This window comes from Microbacterium umsixpiens (assembly GCF_053543675.1).
The window spans coordinates 1-4,357 of the sequence record NZ_JBLVOH010000118.1 but is presented as its reverse complement, the minus strand read 5'-3'; the positions used below and the strand labels follow the sequence as shown (position 1 = coordinate 4,357).

5 protein-coding genes and 1 pseudogene are annotated in these 4,357 nt (G+C 70.4%); 5 read left to right on the top strand and 1 reads right to left on the bottom strand.

Annotation, left to right across the window (positions count from 1 at the left end):
- Window positions 1-968 (top strand): annotated as a pseudogene (locus tag ACNPM4_RS11905) (glycosyltransferase); the annotation flags it as partial.
- On the top strand, window positions 965-2,347 hold the full coding sequence (locus tag ACNPM4_RS11900; RefSeq protein ID WP_417507468.1) for a DUF5719 family protein: 1,383 nt from the start codon (window positions 965-967) through the stop codon (window positions 2,345-2,347). The pseudogene ACNPM4_RS11905 and the gene ACNPM4_RS11900, both read left to right, overlap by 4 nt.
- Before the next feature lie 30 nt (window positions 2,348-2,377).
- Here the strand turns inward: ACNPM4_RS11900 and ACNPM4_RS11895 are convergent, their stop codons facing one another.
- Entirely contained in the window at window positions 2,378-2,806 is a 429-nt protein-coding gene (locus ACNPM4_RS11895) for a hypothetical protein (protein ID WP_231481666.1), read from the bottom strand.
- A 77-nt stretch (window positions 2,807-2,883) separates the two neighbouring features.
- Here ACNPM4_RS11895 and ACNPM4_RS11890 point away from each other — a divergent pair, with 77 nt between their 5' ends.
- The 3 genes from ACNPM4_RS11890 to ACNPM4_RS11880 form a co-directional block, all read left to right on the top strand.
- On the top strand, window positions 2,884-3,090 hold the full coding sequence (locus ACNPM4_RS11890) for a DUF3499 family protein (protein ID WP_029261978.1): 207 nt from the start codon (window positions 2,884-2,886) through the stop codon (window positions 3,088-3,090).
- Between the two features lie 101 nt (window positions 3,091-3,191).
- Complete coding sequence (locus ACNPM4_RS11885; RefSeq protein ID WP_448985831.1) at window positions 3,192-4,118, top strand: efflux RND transporter periplasmic adaptor subunit; 927 nt, start codon at window positions 3,192-3,194, stop codon at window positions 4,116-4,118.
- Window positions 4,115-4,357: ATP-binding cassette domain-containing protein (locus ACNPM4_RS11880; protein WP_448985830.1), on the top strand; the 243-nt coding region annotated here is incomplete at its 3' end. The genes ACNPM4_RS11885 and ACNPM4_RS11880, both read left to right, overlap by 4 nt.

The following is a 4,357-nucleotide window of genomic DNA, read 5'->3' as shown; positions in this document are numbered from 1 at the left end:
TGGCCTGGGTCGGGGTCGTGGGGGCCGCGCTCGTCACGCTGGACACCGCCATCACGCTTCCGAGGCTGCGGGTCCTCTCCGCCGTCGTCGCAGCGGTGGCCCTCGGAATCTGTGCCGTACCGGCGCTCAGCGCCCTCCACCTGGGTCGGTCGGTCCTCACGAACGGCCCCGAATCGACGCTGCCCGCCTACGTCGCCGCCCAAGCCGCAGGGGACCGTCCGCTCGCGACGCTCGTGATGACTCCGCAGAACGACGGAGGACTCGCGGTCGAGGTGGTCTGGGGGGCAAGCGAGACGCTCGGATCCCAGACCACGATGGTCTCGACCGCCGTCGAGCCGCAGGGGGACGACATCGCGACGCTCGCCGTCGATCTCCTCTCCGCCCGCGACTTCGATGCTCCGGGCGAGCTGGCTGCGAAGGGGATCAGCTACGTGCTGCTCTCGGAGCTGTCCGGGAGCGAAGGAGACAAGGCTCGCGCTCTGCGCACCGCGGCCGTCGCCTCGATCGATCAGCGCGCCGGCCTGGTTCATGCAGGCGAGAGCGATCGCGGAGTGCTCTGGCGTCTGGAGGCCGAGATCGCTGCGCCACCGACACTGACTTCCGCTCAGGAGGGAACCGCTCGCCTCGTGTTGACGATCCAGCTGCTGGCCGTCTTCGTGGCGCTGCTCCTGTCGATCCCGACCAGGGCTTCGCGTCGCGCGGCGCGAGCGCAATCCCGCATCGTCGGCCGCGCGCCGGATGAGCCGATGATCCTGCCTCGGCACGCGGAGGACCAGGTCTCGCTCGAGGAGCAGACTCCGGTCGGAGCGATCGAGGAGCCGCAGGACGAGGCCGCGCTGAACGACGAGGCGCTGGTTCCGATCGCCGAGCCCGATCCCATCGCCGAGGAGCCTTCGGAATCCGTCGACGCGGAATCCGACGGGGGCGACGACGAGAGAGCCGAGACGACAGGGAAGGGGGACCGATGAGTGGTTCGCGTGCATTCAAGGTCGCCGCGACGGGTGCTCGCCTCGCCACCGGAGTCGCCGTCATCGCCGCCTGCGTCGTCGGGATCGTCGCCGCGGTCCACGCACCGTGGCCGGTCATCCGGCATGATGCCGCTCGCGTCGACGTCACGCCGCTCCCCGGAGACAGCGTCCTGGTGTGCAACGGCGACCTGCGCGCGCTCGGACGGGACGCCATGGATCCGCTGGCGCTGAGCTCTGCGGGGTCGCCGACCCTCACGGCTGGCGGAACGTCGGGCGATCCGTCCTCGGCGGGTCTGACGGTGCAGGATCTTCCCGACGCGGGCGAGGTGCGCGTTCTCACGGGCGCTGTCGAAGGACGCTCAGCACCGTTGATCGCCGCCGCGGAGTCGATCACTCTCGCCACGGACGACCTCTCCGGATTCGCGGCCGCCGCCTGTGGAGTTCCCCGACTGAATTCCTGGCTCGTCGGCGGGAGCACCGCCACCGGCACCGAGGACATCGTCACCCTGACCAATGCCGCGGAGGTCCCCTCGACCGTGACGCTGTCGGTCTACGGCGAGACCAGAAGCGCACGCACGGTCATCGTGCCCGCGCGCACGCAGACCGCGCTGCCGCTCACGTCGATCGCCGCCGGCGACACCGCGCCCGTCGTCCGCGTCGATGCGACCGGGGCTCCGGTCCGTGCGGTGCTGCAGTCGTCGCTCACCCAGGTGCTCGACCCCGCCGGCATGGACCTGCAGGACGCGGTGCCCGGCGCGCAGCAGAAGCTGGTGCTCACCGGAGTGGAGGTGTTCGCCTCTGACGGGGACGACGACGAGATGGCGGTTCTGCGCCTGCTCTCGCCCGGCGCGGACGCACGTGTTCAGGTCCGGGTCGTCGCGGAGGGTGCCGGTTCTGCAGCGGACGAGTTCACGGTTCCGCTCGAACCCGATCTCCCCGCTCAGGTTTCGCTCAGCGGTCTCGAACCCGGCCGTTACACCGTCGAGGTCGATTCGGAGGCACCGGTCGTGGCCGCGCTGCGCCAGCAGGACGGCTTCGGCCGTGATGCCGACTTCGCGTGGGTCACCCCGGCACCGGAGGTCGACGGCGAGGTGGTGTTCGCGGTGCCGTCGGGTCCGCCGGGACGACTCCAGCTGGCGAACTCGTCGGATGAGGACGCCACGGTGACGATCGAGCCGCTCGACGGCGGAGCATCCCAGGAAGTCCTGATCGCCGCAGGCGCGACGGCCGGGATCGATGTCGAGCCCGGTGCGACCTATCGGATGCAGTCGACGGGCCCGGTGCACGCCGCGGTCGCGCTCACCGCTCCGGGCGCGCTCGCCGTGCTGCCGGTGCAGCCGAGTGCCGGTGTCGAGAAGGCGATCGCGGTCTACCCCTGATCAGTTCCCGGGGGTGAAGACCCCGCGAGCTCAGTGCTCGTGGCCGAGGTCCCACGGCTCACGGCCGACGTACTCCGCGGCGGCCCGGAACACGGCGCTCTCGATCGCCATCCGGCGGTGCGGAGCGTCGTCGTGCCCCGGGGGCAGGAGCCGCTCGATGGGCAGCCGGAACAGCACGATGCGCCGATTCTCCCGATCGAGGTACCAGCGCGGTACCGCATCGGCCGCGTCGAATGCGGGGATCGCCCCGATCTCGAACCTGACGTCCTGCAGCTCTGGCCACGTCCCGCGTAAGAACTCGACGGCAGTGCCCACGGTCAGGTCGAAGCGATCGAGACGGCCGTCGAGCGGCGCGAGCGGCGGGCGCACGACTTCGCTGCGACCGAGACGCCCGTGGCGGCCGTGCCGCGCGCCGCGCCGTGGTGCGGCGGGGGCGTGAGCGGTGCGGCGACGGGGCATGTCGAAAGTCTAGGCCGTGCCGACGTGTGCGGCGCGGCATCCCCGGCTCGGATGCGCACGACCGTACGCTGGCGGAGATGGACGGACGACTGTGCTCGAAGGTCGGCTGCGCGCGAGAAGCCGTGGCCACCCTCACCTACGACTATGGGGACAAGATGGCGGCGCTCGGTCCGCTCGGCGCCGCGAACGACCCGCAGGCGCATGATCTGTGCTCCCCGCACGCCGATCGGCTCTCGGTGCCCGCGGGCTGGCTCGTCGTGCGGCACGAGGCGCTTCGGGCCTGAGGAAGGCCCCCGACACGCGGTCACCTTTGCTATACCCGGAAATCATTTTTTGGGTACGCTGACTCCAGGCGTGCCAGGGCGGCGCTGCCGGAAAGGCACTCGTGATCGTCTGGCGTCGCTGGATCTTCCCCCTGCTTCTCGTCGTGGTCATCGGCGTGTGCGCCGCAGCACTCGTCAAGATCGCTTTCTTCCCTGACCGAGCCGAGAGCATGGTCAGCCCGGAAGCGACGATCACCGACCCGATCGTGGCGGTGGAGCGCGGATCCGTCGTGAATGCGCTGAGCCTGACCGGCAACGTCGCGCGCGATGAGATCTTCGCGGTTCGCAGCGAGATCGACGGCACGGTCACCGCCGTCCACGTGAGTGAGGGCGCCGCGGTGTCGGCCGGCCAGAAGCTGTTCACCATCCGTCAGGAAGATCCCCGCAAGGACATCGATGTGCTCGCGCCCGAGGCCGGCGACGTGTCCGAGATCGCGCTCGTGAAGGGGCAGCCGACCTCGGTGGGCACCGAGATCTTCAGTCTCACCCCCGCGCGTTACCACCTCCTCGCGACCGTCGACCCTGTGCAGCTGTACCGCCTCGTCAACGCGCCGACCGAGGGCACGGTCACCATCACGGGTGGTCCGGCACCGTTCGCCTGCACCGGCGTCCGTGTGCAGGTGACGGCAGAGGGCACCGCGAGCGTGCGCTGCGCCATCCCCGCCGGTCAGACCGTGTTCGCCGGACTCCCCGCGACGATGGACCTGGCCCTCGGCCAGGTCGAGGACGCGCTCGTGATCCCGGTCACCGCCGTCCAGGGCGGCGCGGGCTCCGGGAACGTGTGGGTCGATGCGGCCGACGGGGCAGAACCCGAGGAGCGCGCGGTGAAGCTCGGTGTGAACGACGGGACGATCGTCGAGGTCACCGAGGGTCTGGAGGAGGGCGAGAGCATCCGTCAGTTCGTGCCGGGCTTCGTCGCTCCGGTCGAGGAGTTCTGCTACGAGGTCTCGCCGGGCGTGGAGCAGTGCGACAGCGGGATGAGCTGGTGAGTCTGGTCGCTCTGGAGGACGTCACCAAGAGCGTCCTCCTGGCAGACGATTCGCGGCTCGAGATCCTCCGCGGCATCACGCTCGAGGTCGGTGCCGGTGACCATGTGTCGATCGTCGGCCGCTCCGGCTCCGGCAAGTCGACGCTGCTCAACATCCTCGGGATGCTGGACTCGCCGACGTCGGGCTCGGTGTCGTTCGAGGGACGGGAGGTTCGTCGCATGCGGTCGGGGCGTCTGGAC